Origin of the sequence: Pseudacidovorax sp. RU35E, assembly GCF_900156165.1 — a bacterium.
Taxonomy (GTDB): domain Bacteria; phylum Pseudomonadota; class Gammaproteobacteria; order Burkholderiales; family Burkholderiaceae_C; genus Xenophilus.
In genome coordinates this window covers 215,790-241,658 of the sequence record NZ_FTMY01000007.1, presented here as the reverse complement: position 1 = coordinate 241,658, position 25,869 = coordinate 215,790, and the positions used below count along the sequence as shown (strand labels likewise).

The window sequence follows — 25,869 nt, the reverse complement described above, 5'->3', positions numbered from 1 at the left end:
TGGCGTCAGCTGTCTTCCGGCCCGAGCAGCACCACGTCCGCCGCGTCGTCCCCGAACTGCGCCTTGATCTCCAGCACCTTCGGCATGTTCTGTTGAAGCAGGTCCACCAGCGTGGGGTCGAAATGGCTGCCACTCTGGCTCTGGATCCAGGCCATGGCCTCCTCGACGGGCCAGGCCGGTTTATAAGGCCGCACGCTGGTCAGCGCGTCGAACACGTCGGCCAGGGCCACGATGCGGCCGACTAGGGGGATGTCCGCCCCGGCCAGTCCATGCGGATAGCCGCTGCCGTCCCACTTCTCGTGATGTGTCAGCGCGATGGTGCGGGCAAGCTGGAAGAGCCGTGAAGGATGGTTGCCGAGGATGTCGGCACCGATGACGGGGTGGGCCATCATGATGGCCCGTTCCTCAGGGGTCAGGGGGCCGGGCTTCTGCAGGATGGCATCGGGGATGCCGATCTTGCCGATGTCGTGCATGGGCGCCGCATGGAGCAGATCGTCCGCCTCGGCGGGGCCGTAGCCAGACGCGAGTGCCAGCAGGTGCGCATAGTGGCTCATGCGCACCACGTGCATGCCCGTCTCGTTGTCCTTGTATTCGGCAGCCGCGCCCAGGCAGCGGATGGCCTGCAGGCGCGTGGCCTGCAGCTCTTCCATGCGCACCAGCGACAGGTGGGTGCGGATGCGCGCGCGCAGGATGCCGGCGTTGAGCGGCTTGACCACGTAGTCGACGGCGCCGCAGGCCAGCCCCAGCTCTTCGTTGGCCTCGTCGGCCAACGCCGTGGCGAAGATCACCGGCACGTAGCGGGTGAGCGTCTGGTTCTTCAGCTCGCGGCAGACTTCGTAGCCCGTCATGCCCGGCATCATCACGTCCAGCAGCACCAGGTCGGGCGCCGCGGCCGAGGCCAGCGTGAGCGCGCTGCGACCATCCTTGGCGAAGACGAGGCGATAGTCCGTGTGCAGCATGCTGCGCACCACCTGCAGGTTCAGGGGCTCGTCATCGACGACGAGCACGGTGGGCCGCTGGATCGTGGAGAGGTCGGTCATGAATGGTGGGAAGCCTTCTCGCCTGCCATGGCCACTTCGGGGGGCAGCCGCTCGATGAGTGATTCTAGGAGCCGGGCCGCGGTGCCGAACTCGAATCCGTCCAGCGCCTGGCGCAGCGCATCGGCGGCCTCGCCTTCGCCCATGAAGGACAGTGTGGCGGCCATGTCGGGCCAGTCCTCGTCACCATCCATCTCGTTGCGGTGGACGACGCGCAGCAGTCGATCCAGCGCCGAACGCAGCTGCGGCGCCTCCAGCAGCAGGCGCTCGCCGTCGGGTGCGGACGGGGGCAGCGGGCGGCTGTCGAGGGCAGCCTGCACCGCATCGAACTCGGCACTGAGGGCGGGGATCGCCTCACGCGCCGCGTCCAATTCGCCGCCCGCCAGGGCCAGTTCGACGCGTGTGGCCGCCGCGAACAGCCCGTCGCAGGCCAGGTTGCCCGCCAGGCCGCGCAGGCGGTGGGCGATCTGGCGGGCGTCGTCCAGCTGACCACACTCGATCTTTTCCGCGATGGCCGCCGCGGCTGCGCCGTGCTGGGCCAGCATCTTGTCGAGGGCCCGGCGCAGCGCGGACTCCTGCGTCCAGTTGCGGATGCCGCGCTCCCAGTCGATGCCCGACGGCTGCACCAGCGCGAGGGCGGTGGCAGCCGTTGATGGCATGGGCAGCGCTGCGTCGCCGCCGCGCTGCAGGCCCGTGACGCGCGCCATCTCGGCCAGCAACTGGGCGGCCTCGAAGGGCTTGGGTACGAAGCCTTCCATGCCCGCTGTGCGTGCGGCCTCACGGTCGGCCGCCAGCACGCTTGCGCTGAGCGCGATCAGTGGTGTGGGCTGCAGGCTGCGTGAGGCTTCGTAGGCCCGGATGCGCCGCGCGGCCTCCAGTCCGTCGATGCCGGGCATGTGCACGTCCAGCAGCACGACATGGAAGCGGTGCTTCATCAGCATGTCCAGTGCCGCTGGCGCGTCGGCGGCGGTGCTCACCTGATGGCCTCGCTGGCCGAGCGCGAGGCGAACCAGGTCGCGGTTCTCGGGCACGTCGTCGACCGCCAGCACCGACAGCGGTGGCGGCTCGACGGGCGGCTCCGGCACCGTGGCCGCGGGCGGCGGTGTCAGCGTGACCTGCAGCGGAAGCAGTACGCGGAAGGTGCTGCCCTGGCCGGGCGTGCTCTGGACTTCGATGCGGCCGCCCATGAGCTCGGTCAGCTGGCGGGCGATCGTGGTGCCCAGGCCGGTGCCGCCGAAGCGCCGGCTGGTCGATGCATCCGCCTGCGCGAAGGGGTCGAAGATGGCGGACAGGCGTTCAGCGGGGATGCCGATGCCGGTGTCCTGCACCGACAGCTCGACGAGGTCGCCGGCGCGCCGTGCCTCCAACCGCACCTCGCCGCGCTCGGTGAACTTGATGGCATTGCCCAGCAGGTTGGTCAGCACCTGTCGGATGCGCACGGCATCGGCGCGGAAATGGTCGTCCAGGTCCTCGTCCCACACCACCTGGAGGATGAGACCCTTGCGCTCGGCCTCGAGCCGCAGCGCAGTGGCGGTCTGTTCCAGCAACTCGCGCAGCGAGAAGTCGGCCAGTTCGAGTTCCAGCGCGCCGCGGTCGAGCTTGGCTGTGTCGAGGATGCCGTTGAGCAGGCCGAGCAGGCTCTGGGCCGACTGCCGCACGGTCTGCAGGTGGCGCCGCTGCTCCACCGCCAGCGGGCCTTCGAGCAGCAGCTCGGTGAAGCCGAGGATGGCATTCATCGGGGTGCGGATCTCGTGGCTCATGTTGGCCAGGAACATGGTCCGCGCCGCCGCCGCCTGCTCGGCGCGGGCCTTGGCGTCGCGCAGGGCGCCTTCCATCTGGCGGCGGGGATTGATGTCCTGCGCGAGGAGCACCACCCGCACCACGATGCCATCGGCATCGAAGATGGGGTTGTACGAGCCCTGGAGCCAGAACTCCTGGCCTTGCCGGGTCACGCGCCGGTACTCGCCCACCTCGAACTCGCCGCGACGCAGGCGTTGCCAAAGGGCATCGAAGGCCGTTTGACGGCCGGCGGCGGCATCGACCAGGTCGTGGTGGTGACGGGTGACGAAGGCCTCCAGCGTGTAGCCCATCCAGCCGAGCATGCGGTCGTTGGCCCATTCGATCCGCCCGTCCATGGCGAACACCGCGACGCCCATCACACGTTGCACCGCCTCGGCGGTGCCGCCCTGCATCCAGTGGTGGCGGCGGGTTTCGGTGATGTCCAGCAACACGCCGTCCAGCCGCGGCGGCCCACCTTCGCGTGGATGGGTGACCTGGCCGGTGAACCAGACCCAGCGCTCGGAGTCGCTGCGGTGCAGCAGCCGGAACTCGGCCGTCACCGGGCCGCCCTCCGGCACGCCGGCTGCCAGGATCAGCGCTTGCTGGATGCGCAGGCGGTCGGAGGGATGGATCAGGTTGGCGATGGTGCGCCGTCCCGAGGTGAAGTCCGAGGCGGGCCAGCCGGTCAGCGCGTCCACGCTGGGGCTGGCGAACAGCATGGTGTGCGGCTCGTCCAGCAGCGTGCTGAATGAAACGCCGGGAATGTTGTCGATCAGCGCGCGGTAGCGGCGCTCGCGCTGGCGGATGGCTTCTTCCTCGGCATGCTGGGCACTGATGTCGGCCAGCGAGACGATGCGGCCCGTCTCGCGGCCCTTGGCATCGGCGCCGAGGCCGGCGCGCGCCAGTCGCAAGGCCAGCGTGCCCCCGCCTTCCAACGGACGCAGGGCGCGGCGTTCGCCTGGGCCGGCGGGGCTGTTGGCCGGATCCCTCAGCCACTCGGTGAGGTCGGTATCCGCTGCGTCGAGCAGGGCCGGGAGTGCCTTGCCCCTGGCCTCATCCGCCCGCAGTTCCAGCAGGCGCAGCGCTGCGGCATTGGCGGCGGTGATGCGGTGTTCGGCATCGAGCACGACCAAGCCGTCCGGCGCCTGCTCGAAGCGTTGGCGCAGGGCGTCGAGCGTCGCCGCCTGTTCGCGTACCTGCCGGATGCCGCACACGCCGATGTAGAGCAGCGCCAGGGCGCAGAGGCCGAACCATTGCTGGGTCCAGGGCAGGCCATTCCAGTCGGCGAGCACCGGCGCCGCCACAGGGCCGGGCAGGGCGCCGACGGCCGTCATGACAGCGGCGATGGGAGGCGCGACCAGAGCCCAGAGCGCAGGCTGCCAGGGCGGGGGTGCCGTGGTGCTGGCGGGCGCGCGCAGCAACGCGTAGGCGAGCAGCATGGCGAGCGCGGCGGCAGCCAGCAGCACACTCATGAAGCCCAGCGGCGTGGCGCTCGTGCCGACGAAGACCGCCGCGCCCGCCAGACCCACCATGGCCGCGACGCCGGCACGCCAGCGGTCGGCGCCTCGCCAACTCGCGACCAGCGCGGCAACCAGCGCCGCGGCTGGCAGCAGCGGCCAGCCCCAGGATGACGCTTCGTCTTCGTTGCCGAGAAGGCCCAGCCCCGCGTGGATGGGAAGGGCGAGGCCCATGGCCCAGAGCATGGCGGCGAGCAGGGCTGCGGCTGTGCGGTCCGCCGGCGTGGCAGCGGATCGGCCCGCCTTGAGCGCGTGCCAGCCGCACAGCAAGGCGGCTGCAGCAGCCAGCCACATGCCCGCCGCCGGCCGCAGTTGCGCGAGGGTCCCGAGCCAGTCGGTCTGCGTGGGCATCGTGTTGAGAATCGGAAGGAGGAAGCTTACTGGGTCCTACAACGCGCGGGACGCTTTCTGCGCGGACCCGGCGCCGGCCGCCGCGATCCCGCCAGCCAATAAAAAAGCCCGCAAGCATCAGCTTGCGGGCTTTGAGATGGTGCCGGCGACCGGAATCGAACTGGTGACCTACGCGTTACGAGTGCGTTGCTCTACCAACTGAGCTACGCCGGCGAAAGACTTATTCTAGGACTAGAAGGCGCTGTAGTTGGCGGCTTCGTGAACAGCCCGAGAGTATAGCGCGAAAAAGCTCACGCCTCCAAGTGGTACTTGGTGACGCGCTCGACCTCGTTCTTGGAGCCGAGGATCACGGACACCCGTTCGTGCAACTTGCTCGGCTGGATGTCCAGGATGCGCTCGCGACCGTTGGTGGCTGCGCCACCGGCCTGCTCGACCAGCCAGGCCATCGGATTGGCCTCGTACATCAGGCGCAGCTTGCCCGGCTTCTCGGGTTCACGCTTGTCCCAGGGGTACATGAACACACCGCCGCGCGTGAGGATGCGGTGCACGTCGGTGACCATGCTGGCAATCCAGCGCATGTTGAAGTCCTTGCCGCGCGGGCCGTCCTTGCCGGCCAGGCATTCATCGATGTAGCGCTTCACGGGGGTGTCCCAGTGACGCATGTTGCTCATGTTGATCGCGAATTCCTTGGTGTCGGCCGGGATCTCCATCTTGTCCTGCGTGAGGATGAAGCTGCCCTGTTCGCGGTCGAGCGTGAACATGGCCACGCCGTCGCCGACGGTGAGCACCAGCACCGTCTGCGGGCCGTACAGGCAGTAGCCGGCGGCCACCTGCTTGCAGCCGGCCTGCAGGAAATCGCCTTCCTGCACGCCCGGATGGTCGTCCGGCTTCTTGAGCACGCTGAAGATGGTTCCGATGCTGACGTTGACGTCGATGTTGCTGGAGCCGTCGAGCGGGTCGAACATCAGCAGGTATTCGCCCTGCGGGTAGCGGTTGGGCACCACGTAGATGCTGTCCATCTCCTCGCTGGCCATGGCGGCCAGGTGGCCGCCCCATTCGTTGGCTTCGATCAGCACCTCGTTGGCAATGATGTCCAGCTTCTTCTGCACCTCGCCTTGCACGTTCTCGCTGCCGGCGGTGCCCAGGACGCCGCCCAGGGCGCCCTTGTTGACCGACAGGCTGATGCGCTTGCAGGCGCGGGCCACCACCTCCAGCAGCAGTCGCAGCTGGCCGGGGATGAGGCCGTCGACGCGTTGCTGCTCGACGAGGTAGCGGGTGAGAGAGATGTTCTGAGAGGCCATGGGGTCTCCTGGGGGGGTTTCGGAAGAATCAGGGAGCGAGGGCGCGGCTGACGACCTCGAGCGTGTCCTTGCTCAGGCCCGGCCGGGCCGCCACGCGGGCGATGGCCTCGCGCGCGGCGCCGCGGTAGGGCTCGGCCAGCTTGTTCCAGCGGTCCAGTGCGCGCGCCAGGCGGGCGGCGACCTGCGGGTTGATCTCGTCGAGCTCGATCACCCGCTCGCTCCACCACACATAGCCGGCGGCGTCCAGGCGGTGGAAGGCGCCGGGGTTGGCGCTGCAGTAGCTGAAGATCACACTGCGTGCACGGTTCGGGTTCTTGACGGAGAAGTCCGGATGCCGCGTGAGCTGCTTGACCAGCGGCAGAACGTCCCCGCCGCGGTCAGGCGCGCCGGCCTGCAGGCTGAACCATTTGTCGATGACCAGGGCCTCGTCCTTGAACATGGCATGGAAGCGCGCCAGCGCCTGCGCCGCCAGCGGGTGGCCCGACACGACCAGCGCCGTCAGCGCATTGAAGCGGTCGGTCATGTTCGACGCATCCTTGAAGCGCTGCAGCGTCTTGCCCGGCCAGACGGCATCGCCCGATTCGCGTGCGGCGATGCACAGATGCGCCAGCGCCATGCCGGCCAGTGCGCGGCGGCCGGCCGAGACGGGCTCGGGGCGGTAGGCGCCGGTGTCCTTGTTCTCCTCGTACACCTGCTGCCACTCTCCGAACAGGGCGGTGGCAAGCTGCATGCGCATGGCTTCGCGCACCTGGTGCACCCGCTGCGGATCGACCACGTCCAGCTGCTCGGAGATATAGACCTCCGAGGGCAGCGTCAGCACCAGTTCCTTGAAAGCGGCATCCAGCGCGCCATTGCGCAGCACCTCGCGCATGGCCCCGACGAAGGCCTCGTCCAGCACCGGTGCGCCCGGCTGACGGCTGTCGTCGCCGATGGCCGCGAGCGCTGCGCCGAGCGCCAGTCGCTGGCCGGCTTCCCAGCGGCTGAATGGGTCGCTGTCGTGCGCCAGCAGGGCCAGCAGCTGTTCGCGCGTGTAGTCGAACTGCAGCACCACTGGCGCGCTGAAGCCGCGCAGGATGGAGGGAACCGGTGCCTCGTCCAGGCCGGTGAAGGTGAAGCGCTGCTCGGCTTCGTGCAGCACCAGCGTGAGCGATTCGCCGGCGGGCTGTGCCTCGCCGTCCAGTTGCAGCGGCAGCGCGCGGCCGTCCGCGCCCAGGAGGCCCAGGGCCACCGGGATGACGAAGGGCTCCTTGACCGCCTGGCCAGGCGTCGGCGGGCAGCTCTGCGTGAAGGCCAGCGTGTACGTGCGGGCTTCGGCGTCGTAGTGGCCGGTGGCGGCCAGGCGCGGCGTGCCGGCCTGGCTGTACCAGCGCTTGAACTGCGGTAGGCGCCGGGCCAGCTCGCTGTCGGGGTTGGCGTCCGCGATGGCCTGGGCGAAGTCGTCGCAGGTCACGGCCTGGCCGTCATGGCGTTCGAAATACAGCGTCATGCCGCGGCCAAAGCCCTCGCGGCCCACCAGCGTCTGCATCATGCGGACGACTTCTGCGCCCTTCTCGTAGATGGTGACGGTGTAGAAGTTGCTGATCTCGATGTAGCTGTCGGGCCGCACCGGATGGGCCATCGGGCCCGCGTCCTCGGGGAACTGGGCGGTGCGCAGCACCCGCACGTCCTCGATGCGCTTGACGGCGCGCGCGGAGGGCTCGGCGCACAGGTCCATGCTGAACTCCTGGTCGCGGAAGACCGTCAGGCCCTCCTTGAGCGAGAGCTGGAACCAGTCGCGGCAGGTGACGCGGTCGCCGCTCCAGTTGTGGAAGTACTCATGGCCCACCACGCTTTCGATGTTGGCGTAGTCGGCGTCGGTCGCCGTGGCCTGGCTCGCCAGCACGTACTTCGTGTTGAAGATGTTCAGGCCCTTGTTCTCCATCGCGCCCATGTTGAAGTCGCTGGTGGCGACGATCATGAAGCGGTCCAGGTCCAGCGGCAGGCCGAAGCGGGCCTCGTCCCACAGCACCGAGTGGATCAGCGAGTTCATCGCATGCTCGGTCTTGTCCAGGTCGCCAGCGCGCACGTAGACCTGCAGCAGGTGCTCGCGGCCGTTGCGTGCCTTGATGCGCTGCTCGCGCGCCACCAGCTTGCCGGCCACCAGGGCGAACAGGTAAGCGGGCTTCTTGAACGGGTCGACCCACTTGGCGAAATGGCGGCCCTCGGGCAGCTCGCCTTCTTCCACCAGGTTGCCGTTGGACAGCAGCACCGGGTAGGCCGTCTTGTCGGCGCGCAGGGTGACGGTGTAGCTGGCCATCACGTCAGGACGGTCCAGGAAATAGGTGATGCGGCGGAAGCCCTCGGCCTCGCACTGGGTGAAGAAGGTGTTCTGGCTGACGAACAGGCCCATCAGCTTGGTGTTCTTCGCCGGGCAGCAGGTGGTGAAGATCTCCAGCTCGAACTCGTCGGGCAGGCCGTCGAGCACCAGCTGGCTGCCTTCCATGCGGAAGGCGGCGCCCTGGCCGTTGACCAGCACGCGCGCCAGGTTGAGCTCGTCGCCGTCCAGACGCAGCGGCTGCGCCGCCACGTCCGGGTTGCGGCGCAGCTTCATGCGGTTGAGCACGCGGGTCTTGGCCGGGTCCAGATCGAAACACAGATCGACGGTATCGATCCAGTAGGCCGGCGGGGCATAGTCCTCGCGCTGGATGGCGACGGGCGGAGCCGATTGGGCATCACGAGAGAGCAACATCGAGCGTCTCCAGAAAATTTGAGCGAAGGAGGGAGTGGTAGTCGCGCACGGTCGCGATCACATGGGGGCCGGCGAGTTCGTCGGCGTCGTGGGTGCTGCACACGGCCACGGCCCGCATGCCGGCGCGGCGCGCCGCCTCGATGCCGAAGGGCGCATCCTCGAAGACGATGCAGCGCGCGGGATCGGCGTCGATGCGGCGGGCCGCTTCGAGAAAGATGTCGGGCTCCGGCTTGCCGCGCAGGCCCTCGTCGCCGCCGACGATGGCCAGGGGCGGCGGGTCCATCTTGAGGCGTTCGAGGGCGAAGGCCACGTTGTGCCGGTCGCCCGCGGTGCCGACGCCGACCTTCAGGCCGCGCGCAGCGGCTTGTCGCGCAAACGCGGTGAAGCCCGCCACCTCGGCAAAGGGCGCGTCGAAGAGTTCGCGGTAGATCGCTTCCTTTTCGTTGACCAGCGCGAGGCATTCGTCCGCCGGCAGCTCGCGTTCGAAGACCTCGCGCATGCACTCGGTGCCGGTGCGGCCCGTTGTGCGACGCAGGATCTCGTCGGCCGGCATGGTGATGCCGTGCCGCTGCGCAAAGGTCACCCACGACTTCGCATGCCAGGGCATGGAGTCGATCATGGTGCCGTCCATGTCGAAGATGAGCGCCTGCACGGGCAGGGCGGCGCCGTCGGGGCGCGAGCTGCGGTCGGGCATCAGACGCCCTGCTTCAGCGAGGCTTCGATGAACGGATCCAGGTCGCCGTCGAGCACCTTCTGAGTGGCCGAAATCTCGACGCCGGTGCGCAGGTCCTTGATGCGGCTGTTGTCCAGCACGTAGCTGCGGATCTGGTGGCCCCAGCCGACGTCGGTCTTGCTGTCCTCCAGCTTCTGCTGCTCTTCCATGCGCTTGCGCATCTCGAAGTCGTACAGGCGCGAGCGCAGTCGCTTCCAGGCCACGTCGCGGTTGCTGTGCTGGCTGCGGCCGTCCTGACACTGCACCACGATGCCGGTCGGGATGTGCGTCAGGCGCACGGCCGAGTCCGTCTTGTTGATGTGCTGGCCACCGGCGCCGCTCGCGCGGTAGGTGTCCACACGCACGTCGGAGGGGTTGATCTCGATCTCGATGGAGTCGTCGATCTCCGGATAAACGAACAGCGAGGCGAAGCTGGTGTGGCGCCCGCCTGACGAGTCGAAGGGCGATTTGCGCACCAGGCGGTGCACGCCGGTCTCGGTGCGCAGCAGGCCGAAGGCGTATTCGCCCTCGACCTTGATCGTGGCGCTCTTGATGCCCGCGGTTTCACCCGGCGACTCGTCCTCGACCGTGGTCTTGAAGCCCTTGCGCTCGGCGTATTTGAGGTACTGGCGCAGCAGCATGCTGGCCCAGTCCTGCGCCTCCGTGCCGCCCGCGCCGGCCTGGATGTCGACGAAGCAGTTGTTGGGGTCGGCCGGGTTGTTGAACATCCGGCGGAACTCGAGCTGCTCGATCTCCTTGCGCAGTTCCTCGGCGTCGTCGGCGATGGCCTTCAGGCCTGCCTCGTCGCCTTCTTCCTTGCTCATCTCGTAGAGCTCGGTGTTGTCGGCCAGATCGCGCTCCAGGCGCTGGATGGCCAGCACCACGCCGTCCAGCGCCTTCTTTTCCTTGCCCAGTTCCTGGGCCTTCTTGGGATCGTTCCAGACCGTCGGGTCTTCCAGCGAGGCGTTGACCGTCCTCAGGCGTTCGGCTTTGGCATCGAAGTCAAAGATACCTCCGCAAGTCGGCTGTCCGGGTGCTCAGGTCGGCCAGGGTGGTGCCAATGAGGTTGATCTGTTCTGCGTCCATGGTGCGGTCCTGTTCTTGCGGGTATTCGGGGAAACGCGCGATTTTCTCACGCGGCGTCGTCGGCAGAGGGCGGCTCGAAGGGCAGCACCACGCGGAAGGTGGACCCTTCGCCCGGCGTGCTTTCCAGTTCGATGCGTCCGCCGTGGCCCTGGACGATCTGCTGGGTGATGAACAGGCCGAGCCCCAGGCCGCTGGCGACCTCGCGACGGCCCGATTCGGCCCGCTCGAACTGCTCGAAGATGCGGGCCTGGTCCTCGGGTGCGATGCCGATGCCCCGGTCGCGTACGCTCATCACCGCCTCCTCGCCCCGCAGCTCGACGCGCACGTCCACCGGCTTGCTGCCGCCGTAGCGCACCGCGTTGGTGAGCAGGTTGGTCAGCACCTGTTCGAGCCGGAACTCGTCCCAGACGCCCGTCAAGGGCTCCGCGGCCTCCAAGTGGATGCTGGCGCCCGCGGCCTCGGCCTGCTGCGCGAGGGCGCCGACCACGCGCGCCGCCATGGCGCTCAGGTCGAAGGCTTGCGGACTCATCGACAGGCGGCCGTTGCGCATGCGGGTGACGTCCAGCAGGTCGTCGATGAGGCGCACCATGGCCTGGATCTGGCGCTGGTCGCGCTCGGCCGTCTCCTTGAGCCGCTCGGGCGTGAAGAAGAACATGTGGCCGCGCGCAAGGTGCATCTTGCGCACCTGGGTCTCGAGATAGAGCGTGTTGAGCGGCGTGCGCAGCTCGTGCGAGACCATCGACATGAAGTCGTCGCGCATGCGCACGGCGCGCTCCAGGTCGGCGCGGGCCTCGCGCAGCTCGGCCACCAGCGCCTGCTGCTCGCGGTGCAGCGCGGCAAGCGCATCCATCTCGCGCCGCAGGGCCACGCGGCTGTGATACAGCTCGACGAAGACGCTGACCTTGCTGCGCACCATGTGCGCGTCCAGCGGTTTGTGCAGGAAGTCGACCGCGCCGCTCTCGTAGCCCTGGAAGGCGTAATTGAGCTCGCGGCCGGCGGCGCTGACGAAGATGATCGGGATGGTGCGCGTGCGCTCGGTGCCGCGCATCAGCTCGGCCAGTTCGAAGCCGTTCATGCCGGGCATCTGCACGTCCAGCACGGCCAGGGCGAACTCGTGCTCCAGCATCAGCGCCAGGGCCTCGTCGCCCGAGCGTGCCTGGAACACGCGGCGGCCCGGATCGCGGATCAGCGCTTCGAGCGCGATCAGGTTCTCGTCCAGGTCGTCGACGATCAGGAGCTTGGTTTCGATCTCGGACGGGTCAGTGGGCATGGTGCTGGGCGTCGAGCAGGATCAGCAGCCGGCGCAGTTGTGCGAGGGGCAGGACGTAATCGGGCTGGCACAGGGCCAGGGCGGACCGGGGCATCTGGGGCGCCATGGCTTCGACGGGCGACTGTACGGCAGTGAGGCCGCCGGCCGCGCCGATGTCGGCCAGGCCGCGGGCGCCGTCCTCGTTGGCGCCGGTCAGCAGCAGGCCGGCCAGCCGCGGGCCGTAGGCGTCGGCCGCGGAACTCATCAACAGATCGATGGAAGGTCGCGAGAAATGAACCGGCGGCTCGCAGCTCAGCGAGAAGTGATGGTCCGTTTCGATGAACAGGTGGTAGCCGGGCGGCGCGAAGTGCAGCGTGCCTCGGGCGACCTGTGCCTTGTCGCGCGCTTCGCACACGGCCATGGGCAGGCGGTGCGAGAAGATATCCGCCAGCCGGCTTTCGCGGTCCTGCGGCAGATGCAGCACCGCCACCAGCGGCAGGTGCCAGGGCGTGGGCAGCGCGGCCGTCAGGCGCAGCAGGGCGTCGACGCCGCCGGCAGAGGCACCGACCACCACGGCATCGACGCGGCGCACTGCGCCCGGATCGACCTCGCCGTCCTCCAGCAGGCCGCGGTCCGGTTCCATGTCGCGCGCCGCAGGGGACTGGCGATGGGTGGCCATCAGGCGGCCTTGCGGAAGATGCGCTCCGCGCGCGCGACCGATTCGAAGCGCTCGGCATAGGCCGAGAAGTCGACGCTCTCCTTCGAGCCGAGGCCCAGGAAGCCGCGGTGGCACAGCGAATCGTGGAACAGGCCCAGCGCGCGGTCCTGCAACCGACGGTTGAAGTAGATGAGCACGTTGCGGCAGGAGACGAGGTGCGTCTCGGCGAACACGCTGTCCGTGGCCAGGCTGTGGTCGGCAAAGATCACGTTGGCCCGCAGCGAAGGGTCGAAGCGGGCGCTTCCGTAGGCCGCGGTGTAGTAGTCGGCGAAGGACTTGTGGCCGCCCGCACGCTGGTAGTTGCCGGTGTACTCGCGCACGGCGTCGGCAGCGAAGATGCCCTGGCGGGCCTTCTCGAGCGATTGCGGGTTGATGTCCGTGGCGTAGATCAGCGCGCGCTCCAGCAGGCCTTCCTCGCGCAGCAGGATGGCGAGGGAATAGACCTCCTCGCCCGTGCTGCAGCCCGCCACCCAGACCTTGATCGACGCATAGGTGTGGAGCACCGGCACCACGTGCTTGCGCAGCGCGAGAAAGTAGTCCGGATCGCGGAACATTTCGCTCACCGGCACCGTGAGGTACTGCAGCAGCCGGCCGAAGACCTGGGCGTCGCGTAGCACCTGCTCCTGCAGCGCCGAGATGCTGCGATAGCCCATCTGTTCCAGCGCGAAGTTCACACGGCGCTTCTGCGAGGCGCCGGTGTAGTCGCGGAAGTCGTGGCTGTAGCGCAGGTAGATCGCTTCCATGAGCAGGCGCAGCTCGATGTCCGACGCGCTCGGCGGCGGGGGCGGAGGTGCGGGAGCGTTGGGCGGCTCGCCCGTCGGCTCGGCCATGCGCGGCAGCAGCGGGTTCACAGCCGCTCCATGTGCGGCATCCACACGCGAAGCAGTGAGAACAGCCGATCCAGGTCGATCGGCTTGGCCAGGTAGTCGCTGGCGCCGGCGGCCAGGCACTGCTCCTGGTCGTCCTTCATGGCCTTGGCGGTCACGGTGATGACGGGCAGCTTGCGGAAGCGCGGGTCGCTGCGCAGGCGGCGTGTGGCCTCCAGGCCGTCCATCTCCGGCATCATGACGTCCATCAGCACGAGGTCGATGTCGGGCACGGCGTCGAGCTTGTGCAGCGCCTCGCGGCCGTTGCGGGCCACTTCGATCTTGGCGCCCCGATGCTCGAGCGCGCTGGTCAGGGCGAAGATGTTGCGCACGTCGTCGTCCACCAGCAGGATGCGCCGGCCTTCGAACACGCGGTCGCGCTCGCGCGCGGTGCGCAGCATGTTCTGGCGCTCGGCCGACAACTGCGATTCCACCTTGTGCAGGAACAGCGTCACCTCGTCGAGCAGCCGCTCCGGCGAGCGGGCGCCCTTGATGATGATGGAGCGCGAATAACGCAGCAGCTCGGCCTCCTCGTCGCGCGTGAGGTTGCGGCCGGTGTAGACGATCACGGGCGGGAAGGAGCAGATCTCTTCAGACGACATGCGCTGCAGCAGCTCGCCGCCCTGCATGTCGGGCAATCGCAGGTCGGTGATCATGCAGTCGAACACGCGCTCGCGCAGCAGCGCCAGGGCTTCCTCGCCGGTGCCAACGGCCGTGATGGCCACGTCGTCGTCGCCTATCAGGTGCACCACGCTTTCGCGCTGCACATCGTCGTCCTCCACCAGCAGCACCTGCTTGACCTTCTGCGCCAGGCGTGCCTCCAGTCGCGAGAACACGGCCTGCAGCTGCTCGCGCGTGGTGGGCTTCAGTGCATAGCCCACGGCGCCCATGTGCAGGGCCGCCTCGGCCTGGTCCTGTGCCGACACCACGTGCACTGGGATGTGCCGCGTGCCGGCATCGTCCTTGAGGCGCTGGAGCACTGCCAGGCCGGAGCTGTCGGGCAGGCGCATGTCGAGCAGGATGGCATGCGGCTGCAGTTCCTGTGCCAGCGCGAAGCCGTCCGCGGCGCCATGGGCCACGAGGCAGCGCCACCCGTATTCGTGCGCCAGGTCGTACAGGATGCGGGCGAACTGCGGCTCGTCCTCGATCACCAGTACGCGGCGCACGTCGTCCGCCAGCTGGTCGCGATCGTCCGCGAAGGTCGGGGCCGGCGCCGGCTGGGGTGCGGGCGTGGCAGCCTCGGCCGGGCCCGGCAGGGGCGGCAGGGTGACTGGCGCTGCGGCGGTGCTGCTGCGCGGCAGCGGTGCGGCGTCGTCGCCCTCCAGCCGCTGCGCCACGTCCGCCGGCAGGCTCAGCGTGAAGGTGCTGCCGCGGCCCAGGTCGCTGCTGACGGTGAGCGTGCCGCCCAGCAGCCGCGTGAGGTCGCGCGAGATCGACAGCCCCAGCCCCGTGCCACCGTACTTGCGGCTTGTGGTGCCGTCGGCCTGGTGGAAGGCCTCGAAGATGAGCGCCTGCTGGTCCGCGGCGATGCCGATGCCGGAGTCGCGCACATCGAATCGCACGCCACCCTGTGGCCCGGGTTGCACGCTCAGCAGCACCTCGCCGCGGTCCGTGAACTTGATGGCGTTGGACAGCAGGTTCTTGAGGATCTGCTCCACGCGCTGGCGGTCCGAGATGAGGTGCGCCGGCGCATCGGGCGAAACCTCGATGCGCAGCGCGAGTGCCTTGTTCTGCGCCAGCGGCGAGAAGGTGGACTGCAGCGATTCCACCAGTCGCGCCACCGGCAGGAATTCGGCATGGATGTCCAGCCGGCCGGCTTCGACCTTGGCGATGTCCAGCACGTCGTTGATCAGCGTCAGCAGGTCGTTGCCCGAGTCGTGGATCGAGCGTGCGAAGCGCACCTGCTCCTCGCTGAGGTTGCCCTGCGCGTTGTCGGCCAGCAGCTTCGAGAGGATCAGGGCGCTGTTGAGCGGCGTGCGCAGCTCGTGCGACATGTTGGCCAGGAACTCCGACTTGTAGCGGCTCGCACGGGCCAGGGCGTCGGCGCGTTCCTCCAGGTCGGACTGGGCGCGGCGCAGCGCCGCGTTGCGCTGGTCCAGCTGCTCGGTTCGTTCGGCCAGCTGACTGTTGATCTGCTCCAGCTCGGCCTGCTGGTTCTCGAGGTTGACCTGGCTCTCGGTGAGCGCGCGGGACTGCTCCTCCAGTTCCTCGTTGGCCGTGCGCAGCTCTTCCTGCTGGACCTGCAGTTCTTCGTTGAGCTGCTGCGTCTCGGCCAGCACCTGCTGCAGGCGCTCGCGGTAGCGCGCGGCCGCCATCGAGCTGCCCGCGTCGTCGGCGATGTTGCGCAGCAGCTCCAGCTCACGCGGCGAAGGCGGGCTGAGCAGGCCCAGTTCGACCACGCCGTTGACCTGGCCCTCGTGCGCGATGGGCAGCAGCAGCACGGTGTGCGGCGGCGCTTCGCCCAGGCCCGAGCTGACGCGCAGGTACCCAGGCGGAACGGGCGTGACGTCCATCAGTTCGCCACGCGACGCGGCCTGGCCCACCAGGCCCTCGCCCGGCAGGAAGCTCTGCGAGGCGGCCTCGGACTCGCGCGAGAAACCGTAGCTGGCCACGCGGCGCAGGCTGGCGTCGCTGTCGTGCACATAGACGGCACCCACGGCGCTGCGCAGATGCTGGGCACAGAACTCCAGGACCTGGCGGCCCAGGTTCTGCGCCGTCAGCTGTCCCACGGTGCGGCTGGCCAGCTCGTTCTGGGCGCCGCGCAGCCAGGCCTGCGCCTCCATCCGCTCGGAATGGTCGGCCTGCTCGGCCAGGGCCTGGCCGTAACGGTCGGACAGCTGCAGCATCTGCCGTCGGCCGAGGATCGACAGCACCACGCTGATGAGCGCGCTCAGCAGCAGGTAGCCGGCCACCACGCCGACCGCGGCGCGGTTGGCGCTGCGGTTGCGCTCGGCACGCAGCGTGGCCTCCGTCCCGAGGAAAGCGTCGAGCGTGGCGCGCGACTCGTCCGCCAGGCGCTTGCCGCGGCCGGACTGGAGCCGCTCGCCGATGTCCTCGCCACGCTGCTTGGCCTCCACCACCTCATCGGCGTAGCTCTCCCAGCTGCGCTGCAGTTCGTCGAGCCGGGTGGCGCGGCCCACCTGTTGTGGGTTGTCGGCCACCAGCACCTTGAGCTCACCCAGCAGGCCGTGGGCGCGGTTGCGCGCGGCGTCGGTAGGCTGCAGGAAGGCGGCGTTGCCGGTCAGCAGATAGCCGCGCACCGCGGCCTGCATGTCGGCCTGCAGCAGCTGGGTCTCGGTGGCGGTGCGGGTGACGCGGTCGGTGTGCTCCACCCAGCTGATGACGGACAGCAGGTAGGCAATGAGCGCCACGAAGACCACGGCACCCAGGGCGCCGAGCAGCAGCGGCAGCTTGACGTTGCGGCTGAGCAGGCGGCGGAACTCATCGTTGGCGATGGCAGGGCGTCGGTCCATGGGTGGGGCGTGGTCGGAGCAAAACCGACCGAGTCTGCCCGAGGACTCGAGGACGGGCTGTCGGAAAACGCCGCTTGTCCGCCAGAGCGAGGCACCGAGGGCTACGGCCTGCCGAGAAACTCCTCAATCAGTCGGGCGACCTGATCGGGCTGGTCGTGGTGCAGCATGTGGCCGGCGTCCTCCACGCGCGCGTCGCGGACATCGCGCAGCACCGCGAGCCGCCGGTGGAATTCGTCCAGCGTGTAGCGGCCTGCCCACCAACCCTGCAGGCTGTCGTCGCTGGCCACCACGGCCAGCACGGGCGCGCTGATCGCGGCATAGAGCGCGAGGGTCTCGTCGACGCGGAAGATGTTGGCATTGATCACCTTGTGTGCGGCGTCACCCTGGATCTCCCAGCGCTCGCTGCCATCGTCCTGACGCTGCGGACTCGCCCATTGGCGGGCCAGCCAGTCGGCCTTGTCCTGCGACAGGCGCGGGTTGGTCTTCATCAGGCGGCGTGCCACGCCTTCCGGGCCGCTGTAGCCCGACAGGCGCATGCCGCCTTGATGCAGTCGCTTGTTCTCGTCGATCCAGCGGGCATAGCGCTTAGGGGCCTCGTCGGCGGCGTAGGCGGGCATGCCGAAGCCTTCCAGGTTGACCAGTCGCCGGACGCGCGCCGGTCGTACGCCCGCATAGTGCATCGCGACATTGCCGCCCATGCTGTGGCCGACCAGGTCGACGGCGCGGTCTGCGGCGTAATGGTCGAGCAGCCAGTCCAGGTCCGCCAGATAGTCGGGCATCCAGTAGTTGTCCACGCCGCCACCGTCGGTCTGGCCGAAGCCGCGCCAGTCGGGCGCCACCACGAAGCGCTCCTGCGCCAACGCGTCGATCACGAATTGCCAGGAAGCCGCCACGTCCATCCAGCCGTGCAGCAGGACCAGGGGGGGGCGCGTGTCCGACGGCGTGCCCCAGGCGAGCACGTGGTAGCGCAGGTTGCGCACGGGAACGAAGTGGGATTGCGGCAGGCGGCGGGGGGCGTACATGGGCGGCGATCATAGAAAGACCGCCGCCGCCGGGCAGTCCGGCAGCGGACAGGGGCGGGCCGCGTCAGGCCGCCTTGATGCCCCGCATCAGGATCACGCCTCCCAGCGTGGTGGTGTCGCCGCGGATGCGACGGGCCAGCGCCTCGGGCGTGCCGCCGCGCGCCTGCCAGCCAGCTTTCAGCAGCGCCTCGCTCACTTCGGGCGTGCGCAGCACGGTCTGCAGTGCGCCATTGAGCCGCGTGACGGCGCCCGGGGACTGGCCGGCCGGTGCAGCCAGCGCCGTCCAGATCTCGAGGTCCGCACCACGCACGTCGGCTTCGCGCAGCGTGGGCATCTCGCCGGTGAGCGGGCTGCGTTCGGGGGCGGTGATGCCGATGGCCTTGAGCCGGCCCTGGCGCACGTGCGGCAGCGCCAGACCGGGCGGCAGCAGGGCCAACTGGATCTGACTGGCCAGCATGGCCTCGATCACCTGTGGATTGCCGGCGAAGCCCTGGTGTTGTGCGCGGATGCTGGTGCGCATCTTCAGCAGTTCCATGCCCAGGTGGCCGACCGTCCCGTTGCCGGGTGTGCCGTAGCGGGCATCGGTGCCCAGGTTGCGGGCCCACAGCAGCAATTCCTCCGGACGCGTGCCTTGCGCCTGCGCACTGACGGCCAGCACCAGCGGCGCCGTGCCGATGAGGCCCACGGGGGTGAAGTCGGCCTCCGGATCGAAGGGCACGGCACCGTCCAACAGCCGCGCGATGGTGAGGTTGCCGTTGATCAGCGCCCCGAAGGTGTGGTCGTCGCGGGCCTTGGCCACCGCATTGGCGGCGATGTTGCCGCTGGCGCCGGGTTTGTTTTCCACGCTCACGACCTGGCCGAGCAGCCGCGCCAGCGGCTCGGCCACGATGCGCGCCGCGGTGTCCGGCGAGGAATTGGGTGGGAAGCCGACCAGAAGTTTCACCGGGCGGCTGGGCCAGGTACCGCCAGCGTCTGCGGGCGCCGCCGGCCGCGAAGTGCGGGCTGCGGTTTGCGCCCAGGCCGGAACGCATGCGCTGGCTGCCAGGGCGGCACAGGAACTGAGCAGACGGCGCTTGTCGACCATGAACGTGTCCGGAATTGACGAAAGTTACAAGACGTTAACGGACTCGATGCCGGGGCGCAAGCCGGGGTTGCCTCGGTGGCAGGGGCAAGGCGTACGCAGCGACGCGTGCGTGCAACGCCGCGCCCGGCCCCGGCGCGGCGGCACCGCGCAGACCGCGTCAGTCGGGCGTCTTGTCGAACTGGAGCTCGGTCCGCGTGTCGTCCTCGCCCCGCGTCGCCGCGGGCCGCGGCACGTCGCCACCCTTCTGGCGTTCGCGGAACAGGGCGGCCCGCGTCAGGAAGATCGTCGTGATCGGCGCCGTCAGCGCCACGAACATCGCGATCAGTGCCGCATGCAGGAAGAGGCTGGAGCCTTGCGCCGAGAAGTACACCGCCGTGGCCAGGGAAATGGACCACACGCCGGCCGTTGCACCGAGCGTGGGCGTGTGAATGCGGCGAAAGAAGGTAGGCATGCGCACCAGGCCGAAGGAGCCGATGGCCGCGAAGCCGGCGCCCACCACCACCAGGAGGGCCGTGAGCGCCTCGGCCCACCAGGGCAGCGGCCCGCTCATTCGATCACCTCGCCGCGCAGCAGGAACTTGGCCAGCGCCGTGGTGCCGACGAACCCGAACAACGCGATGAGCATGGCCGCCTCGAAATAGACGGCGCTCGAGTAGACGATGCCCAGCGTCAGCATCATCAGCATGCCGTTGATGTAGAGGCAGTCCAGGGCCATGATCCGGTCCTGCGCTGTGGGGCCCATCATCAGGCGGGCGAGGGCGCACAGCATCGCGACCGCCAGCAGGAACAATGCGCCCTTGAGCGCCCAGAACAGCATTGGCGTCATGACTCGAAGATCTCCATCAGCACCGTCTCGTAACGCAGCTTGATGCGCTCGATCAGGTCGCTCTCGTCATCCACATCGAACACGTGCAGCAGCAACTGGCTGCGGTCGACCGCCAATTCGGCCCAGGCCGTGCCGGGCGTCAGGCACAGGATCATGGCCAGCACGGCCAGGCCGTTGGGGTCGCGCATCGTCAGCGGCACGTGCACGAAGGCGGAGCGGATCTCGGGCGTGCGCCGGGTCAGCAGGGCGCGGGCGACACCCAGCGCCGACGCCAGCAGGTCGACCACCACGCGCTGGAGCAGGCGCAGCGCCAGCATCGGTTTGCGCATGCGGACGGTGGCGGGCCGCAGACCCTTGGTCAGCAGCGGCACGACCACCGCCAGCATGGCGCCCAACAGCATGGTGGCCGGATGCAGCGACTGATTGAGCAGCAGCCACACCACCCACAGTGCAATGCTGAGGGGGGGCGAGGGGATCAGGCGTCGCATCATGGGCGCACCTCGGCCGTTTTGGCAGTCGTCGGCCCCGGCTTCTGCGTGGCCGCGAAGACGGCCTCGCGGTAGTTGCGGGTATCGGCCAGGTTGGCGGCGGTGGCCTGGGCGTGCAGCAGCACCGGACCGGCGCCGATTGCCAGGGCGATGCAGGCGGCCAGCAGGCCGGCCACCGGCAACACCTCCAGCGCACGCAGCGCCGGCAGCGAGCCCTGGGTCTGGGTCCAGAAATGCCGGATGCCGCTGCGGGAGAAGGCCACGAGCATCAGGAAGCCGGAGACCAGCAGCAGCCCCATGAAGGCCCAGCCCCAGCGGCTCACCTGCTGTGCGTCCAGCAGCCCCGACAGCATGGCGAACTTGCCGATGAAGCCTGGCAGCGGCGGCAGGCCGGCCAGCAGCAGCACGCAGCACACGAAGGCCAGGCCCAGGAAGGCGACGCCGGCCGGAATGGCACGCCCGTAGAGCGCCTGCGCCTCGTCGTCGAGATTGACGTCGTCCAGGGCCTGCAGGTCCTCGGTGAGGAATGGCGTGGTCGATGCCGATTCGTGTGGCGCGATGCTGTGGCCGGCGTTGCGCCAGCGCTCGATCATGTCGATCAGCAGGAAGAGCGCGCTGGCGGCCAGCGTCGAGCCGAGCAGGTAATAAAGCGCGCCGGCCCAGACGCCTTCCTGGCCCAACCCCACCGCTGCCAGCAGCGTGCCCGCCGACACCACCACGGCAAAGCTCGCCAAGTGCGACAGCCGTTGCGATCCGAGCAGGCCGAGCGAACCCACGGTCAGCGTGGCCAGCCCCAGGCTGATGATCACGGGCTGGCCATAGAGGGCCGAAGCGCCCGCATCGGGACCGAAGAACAGCGTCCAGGTGCGCAGCACCACATACACACCCAGTTTGGTCAGCAGCGCGAATACGGCACTGACGGGCGAGACCGCGGCGCTGTAGCCGGGCACCAGCCAGAAATTGAGCGGCCAGGCGCCGGCCTTGGCGAAAAATGCCGCCGCGAGGATGGCGACACCGGCATGAAGCAGCCCGCGGTTGCCCGGTGCCACCTCGGCGATGCGCTGGCTCAGGTCGGCCAGGTTGAGTGTGCCGGTCACGCCGTAGAGCATCGCCGCGCCGATCAGGAACAGCGAGGAGGCGGCCAGGTTGATGGCGATGTAGTGCAGCCCGGCGCGCACGCGCAGGGCCCCGGAGCCGTGCAGCAGCAGCCCGTACGAGGCCGCCAGCATGACCTCGAAGAACACGAACAGGTTGAACAGGTCGCCGGTGAGGAAGGCGCCGTTCAGGCCCATCAGTTGCAGCTGCAGCAGCGGATGGAAATGCACGCCGGCCCGGTCCCAGCGCGAGGTCGAGTAGATCGAGGCCGCGAAGGCCACCACCCCCGTCAGCGCCACCATCATGGAGGACAGACGGTCGGCCACCAGCACGATGCCGAAGGGCGCCGCCCAGTTGCCGGGCAGGTAGACGCCGATGGAGCCCGGACCGCCGCCGGTGTCCGGCGTGTTCACCCAACGCAGCAGCGCGAGCGCGGCCAGAAGGCCCAGCAGGCCCGAGATCACCGTCAGCACCGACTTGGCGCGGCGGCGCTGCTCGCCCAGCAACAGCATCAGGGCCGCGGTGAGCAGAGGCAGCAGGATCGGCACCGCCACCAGGTGCGGCATGGTGAAGTCGAGCAGACGGTCGAGCAGCGAGAAGATCTCGTTCATGTCTCGTCCCGCTCCTGCCCGTCCACGTGGTCGGTGTCCGAGATGCCGCGCGAGGCCAGCATCACCACCAGGAAGAGCGCCGTCATGGCGAAGCCGATCACGATGGCGGTCAGCACCAGGGCCTGCGGCATGGGGTCGGCCGTGTTCTGCAGCGTGGCTTCCACGCCCTTGCGCAACACCGGCTCGCTGTCGACCTTGAGCCGACCCATGCTGAAGATGAACAGGTTGACGGCGTAGGAGATCAGCGTCAGGCCCATGATGACCTGGAAGGTCCGGGGACGCACCAGCAGGTACACGCCCGAACCCGTGAGCACACCGATGGCGATGGCGAGGACGGCTTCCATGTCAGACGGCCCCGCCGGTGATGCGGATGGCCTCGGCATTCGCAGCTTCGAGGGCGGCCTTGGCCGCGGCCTTTTCTTCCTGTTCTTCGGCCCAGCGGTGGCTGCGGATGGACTGGTGCGCCAGGGCTGTGAGGATCAGCAGCGTGGCGCCGAGCACCAGCGCGAAGACGCCGATGTCGAAGAACATGGCACTGGGCACATGCAGCTCACCCAGCACCGGCAGGGTGAAGTGCGCGGTGTGCGTGGTCAGGAAGGGATAGCCCATCGCCATGGCACCGGCACCCGTGGCCAGTGCGGTGAGCAATCCCAGCGCGATCCAGCGCCGCGGATAGATGCGCAGATGTTCCTCGGTCCAGGCCGCGCCGGAGACGATGAACTGCAGCATCAGCGCCGCCGACATCACCAGTCCCGCCACGAAGCCGCCGCCCGGCTGGTTGTGGCCGCGCATGAAGAAGTACACCGACACCATGGCCGCCAGCGGCAGCAGCAGGCGCACCAGCACGGCGGGCACCATCAGGTAGCCGATGGCGGTGTCGGTGGCGCGCCGGGGATTGACGAGGTCGGTGCCGCCCTGGTCCTGCTGCACCTGCTGCTGAGGGGGCAGTGCCATGGCCTCGGCGGCCGGCCGGAAGCGGCGCAGGAGTGCGTAGACCGTCAGTGCCACGATGCCCAGCACCGTGATCTCGCCGAAGGTGTCGAAGCCGCGGAAGTCGACCAGCATCACATTGACCACGTTGGTGCCACCGCCCTCGGGAACGGCCCGCTCCAGGAAGAAGGGTGAGATGCTCTGCGGAAAGGGCCGGGTCATCATGTACCAGGCCAGCGCCGCCATGCCGCACCCGGCCACTGCCGCCAGCAGCAGGTCGCGCCCCCGGCGGCCCCAGGGGCGCATGCGCTGGCGCGTGGGCTGGACTTCGGCCTTGCGCATCGGCAGCCAGCGCAGGCCCAGCAGGATGAGCAGCGTGGTCACCGTCTCGACCACCAGTTGCGTCAGCGCCAGGTCGGGCGCCGAGAACCAGATGTAGGTGATGCAGCTCACCAGCCCCGCGCCCGAGGCCAGCATCAGCGAGGCCAGCCGGTGGAACTTGGCCTGCCAGGCGGCCGCGACCGCGCAGGTGCAGCCAATGAGCCAGGTCATCAGGAACATGGGCGAGAAGGGCAGTCGCTCGCGGCTGCCGGTGTCGGCCGGCGCCAGCCAGAGCGAGGCACCCGCGCCCAATACCGCCACCATCACCAGCAGAAGCAGCTGCGGCTGCAGGCGGTTGGTGGAAAGCACGCGGCGGCCGTTGCGGCCGAGCTGGGACAGCCGCGCCAGCAGGTTCTCGAAGATGCGCTGGCCATCGAACATCCAGATGACCGGTGTCCGGTTCAGTCCACCGTGCGCACGGCGGTGGCGCTGCATCAGGTAGATGGCCGCGCCACCCGCCAACGCCACGAAGCTCATGGCCAGCGGGAGGTTGAAGCCGTGCCACACCGCAAGGCTGTACTCGGGCAGCGTGCCGCCCACCACTGGCGCTGCGGCCGTTGCCAGGAAGGCCCCCACCGACCACGCGGGCACGATGCCGACCACGAGGCACAGCAGCACCAGGAACTCGACCGGCACCCTCATCCAATGCGGCGGCTCGTGCGGTGGCTTGGGCACCTCGGTGTCGCAGCGCGGGCCGAAGAAGACGTCGAAGACGAAGCGTGCCGAATAGGCCACGCTGAATGCGCCCGCCAGGGTGGCGAGGACCGGCAGCGCGACTTCCAGCCACGGCGCGCCGTCCAGGAACACCGTCTCGGCGAAGAACATCTCCTTCGACAGGAAGCCGTTGAGCAGCGGCACGCCGGCCATGGAGGCGCTGGCGATGATGGCCAGTGCACCGGTGATCGGCATGGACTTGAGCAGCCCGCTCAGCCGGCTGATGTCGCGCGTGCCGGTCTCGTGGTCGATGATGCCCGCGGCCATGAACAGCGAGGCCTTGAAAGTGGCGTGGTTCATCACGTGGAAGACCGCCGCCACGGCCGCCAGCGGGCTGTTCATGCCCAGCAGCAGCGTGATCAGTCCGAGATGCGAGATCGTCGAATAGGCCAGCAGCGCCTTGAGGTCGCGCTGGAACATGGCGACGTAGCCGCCCAGGAGCAGCGTCACCGCGCCGGCGCCGCCGACCAGCCAGAACCACAGGTCGGTGCCCGACAGCACCGGCCACAGGCGCGCCATGAGGAACACACCCAGCTTCACCATGGTGGCCGAGTGCAGGTAGGCCGACACCGGCGTGGGCGCCGCCATGGCCCGGGGGAGCCAGAAGTGGAACGGGAACTGCGCGCTCTTGGTGAAGGCGCCGACCAGCAGCAGCACCAGTGCCAGCGGGTACAGAGGATCGGCCCGCACGACGTCGCCGGAATTCAGCACAACGTCCAGTTCGTAGCTGCCTGCGATGCGACCCAGCAGGAGCACGCCAGCCAGCAGGCAGAGGCCGCCGGCGCCTGTCACGGTGAGCGCCATCCGGGCGCCGCGCCGGGCATCGCGGCGGTGATGCCAGTAGCCGATCAGCAGGAACGAGAACAGACTCGTCAGCTCCCAGAACAGCACCAGCTGGATCAGGTTGCCCGACAGAACGACGCCCACCATCGCGCCCATGAATGCGAGAAAGAAGGCAAAGAAGCGCGGCACCGGGTCCGACGAGGACATGTAGTAGCGCCCATAGAGCACCACCAGCGCACCGATGCCCAGCACCAGCATGCAGAACAGCCAGGCGAGGCCGTCCATGCGCCAGGACAGGTCGACACCGAGGGTGGGAATCCAGCGCTGGCCTTCCTGCAGCACCTCGCCCGCGGCCAGGGCTGGAAACTGCCAAGCGACGAAGAGGGCGCACCCCAGCGCCGTGAACCCCGCGATGGCTGCTCCTCGGTTGCGAGCGCCCGACGGCATCATGGCCGCCAGGGCACTAGCAATGAACGGGAGGAGGACGAGGGCGACCAGGGGCATCTCAATCGATTCTATCGACCGACCTTTGCTTTCCCATTGCAAAAACCTCTGCACCACGGCCGGTCTTTGGAGGATGCCGCCGTGCGTCGGCGTAGGACATTTTTTTGGGGCGCCCCTGCGCAGCGGCACGATCGTGCGTCTGCGCAAGCGGCGTTGCGCGCTTGCGCGTGCCAGAACGACAAGGCCGCCCGAAGGCGGCCCGTGCTGGCGATAGAAGCGTTACTTCTTCTTGGCGTCCTTGGCGGGGGCACCGGCACCGTCGAAGGGCTTGCCGCCCACCGTCATGCCGGCAGCGGACAGCTTCGCCGCGGACTTGCTCTTGATTCCCTTCACCCGCGCCATGAGGTCGGGCCAGTCCTTGAACTCGCCTTGCTTGCGGGCATCGATGATGCGCTGTGACATGGCCGGGCCGACACCCGGCAGGGCGTCGAGTTCTGCGGCGCTGCCCTTGTTGACGTCGACGGCAGCGAAGGCTCCGAGCGCCGAAAGGCCCAGCACCAGCGCGGCCGCGAGCTTCTTGATCATCATGACTTTCCTCCTGAGATTGATTGGAATGTGCTGCGCTCTTAGCGCAGCCCAACCATCAGAAGTCAGGCGCACACAGCCTGTCAACGC

At 68.8% G+C, this 25,869-nt stretch carries 19 protein-coding genes and 1 tRNA gene; all 20 read right to left on the bottom strand.

Features of this window, described 5'->3' with window-relative positions:
• Positions 1 to 5: 5 nt before the first annotated feature.
• The 20 genes from BXA03_RS14685 to BXA03_RS14590 all read right to left on the bottom strand — a co-directional run bounded on the left by BXA03_RS14685 (position 6) and on the right by BXA03_RS14590 (position 25,782).
• Complete coding sequence (locus tag BXA03_RS14685) at positions 6 to 1,040, bottom strand: HD domain-containing phosphohydrolase (RefSeq protein ID WP_076509064.1); 1,035 nt, start codon at positions 1,038 to 1,040, stop codon at positions 6 to 8.
• The gene (locus BXA03_RS14680; protein WP_076509061.1) at positions 1,037 to 4,684 is read right to left on the bottom strand and encodes a hybrid sensor histidine kinase/response regulator; all 3,648 of its coding nucleotides are present in this window, start codon (positions 4,682 to 4,684) and stop codon (positions 1,037 to 1,039) included. Before BXA03_RS14680 ends, BXA03_RS14685 begins: the two co-directional genes overlap by 4 nt.
• Positions 4,685 to 4,821: 137 nt before the next feature.
• Positions 4,822 to 4,897, bottom strand: a tRNA-Thr gene (locus BXA03_RS14675).
• Positions 4,898 to 4,974: 77 nt separating this feature from the next.
• On the bottom strand, positions 4,975 to 5,985 hold the full coding sequence (locus tag BXA03_RS14670) for a class 1 fructose-bisphosphatase (protein ID WP_076509058.1): 1,011 nt from the start codon (positions 5,983 to 5,985) through the stop codon (positions 4,975 to 4,977).
• A gap of 28 nt (positions 5,986 to 6,013) precedes the next feature.
• A complete protein-coding gene (gene pepN, locus BXA03_RS14665) occupies positions 6,014 to 8,713 on the bottom strand; it encodes an aminopeptidase N (protein ID WP_076509056.1) in 2,700 nt (899 codons plus the stop codon).
• Entirely contained in the window at positions 8,697 to 9,407 is a 711-nt protein-coding gene (locus BXA03_RS14660; protein ID WP_076509053.1) for an HAD family hydrolase, read from the bottom strand. Before BXA03_RS14660 ends, pepN begins: the two co-directional genes overlap by 17 nt.
• Positions 9,407 to 10,511, bottom strand: a protein-coding gene (gene prfB, locus BXA03_RS14655; protein WP_143476316.1) for a peptide chain release factor 2 whose coding sequence is annotated in 2 segments (ribosomal slippage) — positions 9,407 to 10,429 and positions 10,431 to 10,511 — 1,104 coding nt in all. Because the reading frame shifts where the segments join, the coding sequence is not laid out codon by codon here. Before prfB ends, BXA03_RS14660 begins: the two co-directional genes overlap by 1 nt.
• Positions 10,512 to 10,557: 46 nt before the next feature.
• Complete coding sequence (locus tag BXA03_RS14650) at positions 10,558 to 11,781, bottom strand: hybrid sensor histidine kinase/response regulator (RefSeq protein WP_076509050.1); 1,224 nt, start codon at positions 11,779 to 11,781, stop codon at positions 10,558 to 10,560.
• Entirely contained in the window at positions 11,771 to 12,403 is a 633-nt protein-coding gene (locus BXA03_RS14645) for a chemotaxis protein CheB (protein WP_076509337.1), read from the bottom strand. Before BXA03_RS14645 ends, BXA03_RS14650 begins: the two co-directional genes overlap by 11 nt.
• A gap of 35 nt (positions 12,404 to 12,438) precedes the next feature.
• The gene (locus BXA03_RS14640) at positions 12,439 to 13,308 is read right to left on the bottom strand and encodes a CheR family methyltransferase (protein ID WP_083716102.1); all 870 of its coding nucleotides are present in this window, start codon (positions 13,306 to 13,308) and stop codon (positions 12,439 to 12,441) included.
• A 17-nt stretch (positions 13,309 to 13,325) separates the two neighbouring features.
• The gene (locus tag BXA03_RS14635) at positions 13,326 to 16,817 is read right to left on the bottom strand and encodes a response regulator (RefSeq protein ID WP_076509047.1); all 3,492 of its coding nucleotides are present in this window, start codon (positions 16,815 to 16,817) and stop codon (positions 13,326 to 13,328) included.
• Positions 16,818 to 16,918: 101 nt separating this feature from the next.
• On the bottom strand, positions 16,919 to 17,839 hold the full coding sequence (locus tag BXA03_RS14630; protein ID WP_076509044.1) for an alpha/beta fold hydrolase: 921 nt from the start codon (positions 17,837 to 17,839) through the stop codon (positions 16,919 to 16,921).
• Between the two features lie 64 nt (positions 17,840 to 17,903).
• Positions 17,904 to 18,923 carry a Bug family tripartite tricarboxylate transporter substrate binding protein gene (locus tag BXA03_RS14625; protein WP_076509042.1) on the bottom strand — a complete coding sequence of 340 codons (1,020 nt, stop codon included), beginning with the start codon at positions 18,921 to 18,923 and terminating at the stop codon, positions 17,904 to 17,906.
• 157 nt (positions 18,924 to 19,080) lie between these two features.
• A complete protein-coding gene (mnhG, locus tag BXA03_RS14620) occupies positions 19,081 to 19,473 on the bottom strand; it encodes a monovalent cation/H(+) antiporter subunit G (protein WP_076509040.1) in 393 nt (130 codons plus the stop codon).
• Positions 19,470 to 19,748, bottom strand: coding sequence for a K+/H+ antiporter subunit F (locus tag BXA03_RS14615; RefSeq protein ID WP_076509036.1), 279 nt, complete (start codon positions 19,746 to 19,748; stop codon positions 19,470 to 19,472). The genes mnhG and BXA03_RS14615 overlap by 4 nt, the downstream gene beginning before the upstream one ends.
• Positions 19,745 to 20,236: a Na+/H+ antiporter subunit E gene (locus tag BXA03_RS14610; protein ID WP_083716101.1), complete on the bottom strand. Its 492-nt coding sequence runs from the start codon at positions 20,234 to 20,236 to the stop codon at positions 19,745 to 19,747. The genes BXA03_RS14615 and BXA03_RS14610 overlap by 4 nt, the downstream gene beginning before the upstream one ends.
• Positions 20,236 to 21,942, bottom strand: a complete 1,707-nt coding sequence (locus tag BXA03_RS14605; protein WP_076509030.1) for a monovalent cation/H+ antiporter subunit D — start codon at positions 21,940 to 21,942, stop codon at positions 20,236 to 20,238. Before BXA03_RS14605 ends, BXA03_RS14610 begins: the two co-directional genes overlap by 1 nt.
• Complete coding sequence (locus BXA03_RS14600) at positions 21,939 to 22,286, bottom strand: Na+/H+ antiporter subunit C (RefSeq protein WP_076509028.1); 348 nt, start codon at positions 22,284 to 22,286, stop codon at positions 21,939 to 21,941. Before BXA03_RS14600 ends, BXA03_RS14605 begins: the two co-directional genes overlap by 4 nt.
• Before the next feature lies 1 nt (position 22,287).
• The gene (locus BXA03_RS14595; RefSeq protein ID WP_076509026.1) at positions 22,288 to 25,254 is read right to left on the bottom strand and encodes a monovalent cation/H+ antiporter subunit A; all 2,967 of its coding nucleotides are present in this window, start codon (positions 25,252 to 25,254) and stop codon (positions 22,288 to 22,290) included.
• Positions 25,255 to 25,473: 219 nt separating this feature from the next.
• Positions 25,474 to 25,782, bottom strand: coding sequence for a ComEA family DNA-binding protein (locus tag BXA03_RS14590; protein ID WP_369822424.1), 309 nt, complete (start codon positions 25,780 to 25,782; stop codon positions 25,474 to 25,476).
• Positions 25,783 to 25,869: the final 87 nt, after the last annotated feature.